The 3,897-nt window shown below is 69.8% G+C and carries 4 protein-coding genes; 3 read left to right on the forward strand and 1 reads right to left on the reverse strand.

Annotation, left to right across the window (positions count from 1 at the left end):
* Positions 1 to 320: 320 nt before the first annotated feature.
* The gene (locus KME77_RS06830; protein WP_219463053.1) at positions 321 to 1,226 is read left to right on the forward strand and encodes a LysR family transcriptional regulator; all 906 of its coding nucleotides are present in this window, start codon (positions 321 to 323) and stop codon (positions 1,224 to 1,226) included.
* Positions 1,227 to 1,249: 23 nt separating this feature from the next.
* Here the strand turns inward: KME77_RS06830 and lepA are convergent, their stop codons facing one another.
* The gene (gene lepA / locus KME77_RS06835; protein WP_308250589.1) at positions 1,250 to 3,073 is read right to left on the reverse strand and encodes a translation elongation factor 4; all 1,824 of its coding nucleotides are present in this window, start codon (positions 3,071 to 3,073) and stop codon (positions 1,250 to 1,252) included.
* Between lepA and KME77_RS06840 the strand changes: the two genes are divergently transcribed.
* Together KME77_RS06840 and rpsT are read left to right on the forward strand one after the other, a co-directional pair.
* Positions 3,066 to 3,374 (forward strand): hypothetical protein, encoded by a 309-nt coding sequence (locus KME77_RS06840; RefSeq protein ID WP_219463059.1) that lies wholly within the window; start codon positions 3,066 to 3,068, stop codon positions 3,372 to 3,374. The two genes, lepA and KME77_RS06840, sit on opposite strands and share 8 nt — an antisense overlap.
* A gap of 140 nt (positions 3,375 to 3,514) precedes the next feature.
* Positions 3,515 to 3,784 carry a 30S ribosomal protein S20 gene (gene rpsT / locus KME77_RS06845; protein ID WP_219463057.1) on the forward strand — a complete coding sequence of 90 codons (270 nt, stop codon included), beginning with the start codon at positions 3,515 to 3,517 and terminating at the stop codon, positions 3,782 to 3,784.
* Positions 3,785 to 3,897 lie beyond the last annotated feature (113 nt).

The following is a 3,897-nucleotide window of genomic DNA, read 5'->3' on the forward strand; positions in this document are numbered from 1 at the left end:
GGCCCGGCCGGCGGCGGACCCGGTGGACGGCGCTGCCTGTGTCCCGGCCCCGCCGCCGCAGCCGGCGAGCCCGGCCGCGACCGCTCCCGCGCCGGCCAGGTGAAGAAACCGGCGCCTGCTCCAAGGTGTGCCCGCAGTCATCGTCCCTTGCCTCCCTGACCGTCGAACCGGCCTTGACCTCGACAAACCGTCTTGCGTTCCGCCATTGTGCCGTCGCCCGCGTCCATCGGTCCATGACGAGTTCATGCTGACGATCATCTGGAAACGAGATGGCCGATCTCGGTTGCCGGGGTCCGGCGCGCTGACTACCGTGAGCACCGATGGAGCTCCGTCAGCTCGAATACCTCATCGCCGTGATCGACCACGGCACGTTCACGCGCGCCGCGCACCGCCTGCACATCGCCCAGTCGGCGGTGTCCCATCACGTGGGCGCGCTGGAGCGCGAGCTGGGCGTCACCTTGCTCTACCGCGCCCGGCCCACGGTCGTCCCGACGCCGGCGGGCGAGCTGTTCGCCGCCCGCGCCCGCCAGATCCTGGCCGAGGTCAGCACCGCCAGGGACGAGGCGGTGAGCATGCGCGGCGACACGGTCGGGGAGGTCAGCTTCGGCGCCACCGTGCCGTCGGCGAACCTGGACGTGCCGGGCATCATCGCCGACTTCCGCTCGGCCTACCCCGGCGTCAAGGTGCGGCTGCGCGAGGGCACCGGCCCTGAGCTGCTGGACATGGTCCGCGACGACACCATCGACCTCGCCCTGATCTCCACCGAGCCCGACCGGCTGCCGGCCGGCATCGGCTGGGTCGTCGTCGGCACCGACGACCTGCGCCTGGCCGGCGCCCCAGGGCATTCCTTCGAGGCGTACGAGTCGGTGCCCGCCCGCGAGCTCGACGGCGTCGACCTGATCAGCTTCCGCGAGGGCGCCGGCCTGCGCGCCGCCGCCGACCAGGTGCTGCGCGACGCGGGCGCCACCCCCAACATCATCGTGGAGTCCAACGAGATGCCGGTGCTCGTCGGGCTGGTGCGGCACGGGCTGGGGCTGGCCATCCTGCCGGTCGCGTTCATCGAGCAGAGCAAGCAGCCGATCTGGAGCAGGCCCCTGGACCCGCCGATCCGGCCCTCGCTCATGCTGATCTGGCGCCGGCGTCGCCGCCGCGCCCCGGCCGCGGCCGCGTTCCTGCACCACCTGGCCGCGCTGGCGCCGCAGCCGCGCCTGGACGACCTCGACTGAGGACCCGCGGGGGCTGGCGGGGGCTACTTCTTGGCGGCCGAGGCGTCCGTGGACAGGGCCGCGACGAAGGCCTCCTGCGGCACCTCGACCCGCCCGACCATCTTCATCCGCTTCTTGCCCTCCTTCTGCTTCTCCAGCAGCTTGCGCTTACGCGTGATGTCGCCGCCGTAGCACTTGGCCAGGACGTCCTTGCGGATGGCGCGGATGTTCTCGCGGGCGATGACGCGGGCCCCGATGGCGGCCTGGATCGGCACCTCGAACTGCTGACGCGGGATGAGCTCGCGCAGCTTCTTGGCCATGTCGACGCCGTAGGCGTACGCCTTGTCCTTGTGCACGATGGCGCTGAAGGCGTCGACCGCCTCGCCCTGCAGCAGGATGTCGACCTTGACGAGGTCGGCCTCCTGCTCGCCGTCGGGCTCGTAGTCGAGCGAGGCGTAGCCGCGGGTGCGCGACTTGAGCTGGTCGAAGAAGTCGAAGATGATCTCGCCGAGCGGCAGCGTGTAGCGGATCTCGACCCGGTCCTCGGACAGGTAGTCCATGCCGCGGAGCTGGCCGCGCCGCCCCTGGCAGATCTCCATGATCGCGCCGATGAACTCGGACGGGGCCAGGATGGTCGACTTGGTGACCGGCTCGAAGACCTGCGCGACCTTGCCGCCCGTGGGGAACTCCGACGGGTTGGTGACGGTCAGCTCCGAGCCGTCCTCCATGACCACGCGGTAGACGACGTTGGGCGCGGTGGAGATCAGCGACAGCCCGAACTCGCGCTCCAGCCGCTCACGGACGATCTCCATGTGCAGCAGCCCGAGGAAGCCGACGCGGAACCCGAAGCCCAGCGCGGCCGAGGTCTCCGGCTCGTAGACCAGGGCGGCGTCGTTGAGCTGCAGCTTGTCGAGGGCCTCGCGCAGCTCGGGGTACTCGTCGCCGTCGATCGGGTAGAGGCCGGAGAACACCATCGGCTTGGGGTGGTCGTAGCCGGCGAGCATCTCGGTGGCGCCCTTGACGGCCGCGGTGACGGTGTCACCGACCCGCGACTGGCGCACGTCCTTGACGCCGGTGATCAGGTAGCCGACCTCGCCGACGCCGAGCCCCAGCTCGGAGACCTTGGGCTCGGGCGAGATGACGCCGATCTCCAGCGTCTCGTGGGTGGCGTCGGTGGACATCATCCGGATGCGCTCGCGCTTGCCGAGATGCCCGTCGAAGACCCGTACGTACGTCACCACGCCCCGGTACGTGTCGTACACCGAGTCGAAGATCAGCGCCCGCGCGGCCGCGTCGGCCTCGCCCACCGGCGCCGGGACGGTCTGCACCACGTGGTCGAGCAGCTCCCGCACGCCCTCGCCGGTCTTGCCGGAGACGCGCAGCACCTCGGACGGGTCGCAGCCGATCAGGCCGGCCAGCTCCTCGGCGAACTTCTCCGGCTGCGCGGCCGGCAGGTCGATCTTGTTGAGGACGGGGATGATGTGCAGGTCGGCGTTCATGGCCAGGTAGAGGTTGGCCAGCGTCTGCGCCTCGATGCCCTGGGCGGCGTCGACGAGCAGGATCGCGCCCTCGCACGCCTGGAGCGAGCGGGAGACCTCGTAGGTGAAGTCGACGTGGCCGGGCGTGTCGATCATGTTGAGCACGTGCCCGTCCCACGGCAGCCGCACGGCCTGGGACTTGATCGTGATGCCGCGCTCGCGCTCGATGTCCATCCGGTCGAGGTATTGGGCGCGCATGGAGCGGTCGTCGACCACGCCGGTGATCTGCAGCATCCGGTCGGCAAGGGTCGACTTGCCATGGTCGATGTGCGCGATGATGCAGAAGTTGCGGATCAACGCGGGGTCGGTCTGGCCAGGCTGAGTGCGCACCGAAGTCCGTTTCGACAGGGTTGAGGTCAAGCGTCTTTCATGGTGGCATGCCCGGGTGATTGCCCGAACCGCCATCCGCCGCGGCCTGCGCCTGGTCGCGCTGGCCGTGGCCGTCGTGGTCGCGCTTTTCGGCCTCCTCGCCGGCGCGTTCCGTCTCCAGTTTACCGGTGCCCCGGCGGCCTGGGCGAAGAGCACGGGCAACGACGCCCTGCGGCTCGACCACGACAAGTACTGGTCGCGGGGCGCCCCGGCCTGCCACGACCACGGCTGGAGCGAATACGCCACCGAATGGGTCCGCTGACGCCGTACAATGAAGAAGTCCCAGGCCGTTGATTTGAGCTGCCGTCTGGGTTATTGGTAACCTGTTCAACTGCGTGTGGCGCGCCCTCTCATCGAGCCCGCGCGCCCCATCCACCACACTGACTTCACCGAGGCTTCTTCGTGGCGAACATCAAGTCCCAGATCAAGCGCAACAAGCAGAACGAGAAGGCTCGGCTGCGCAACAAGGCAGTCAAGTCCTCACTCAAGACGGCCGTCCGCAAGTTCCGCGAGGCCGCCGAGCAGGGCGACGTCGAGAAGGCCACGACGCTGCAGCGGGCCGCCGCCCGTCAGCTCGACAAGGCCGTCAGCAAGGGCGTCATCCACAAGAACCAGGCCGCCAACCGCAAGTCGGCGATCGCCAAGCAGGCCGCCGGCCTGGCCGCCAAGTAACGTCCGCCGGGTAACGCACCAGCCGTCACCAGGCAGAGCGCCGCACCATCCGCAAGGAGGTGCCTGCATGCCGTACGCGTCGCCGCGCGCGGTGACGCCCTGCTCCCTCCGTC

It is taken from the genome of Nonomuraea rhizosphaerae, from assembly GCF_019396405.1.
GTDB classification, from domain to species: domain Bacteria; phylum Actinomycetota; class Actinomycetes; order Streptosporangiales; family Streptosporangiaceae; genus Nonomuraea; species Nonomuraea rhizosphaerae.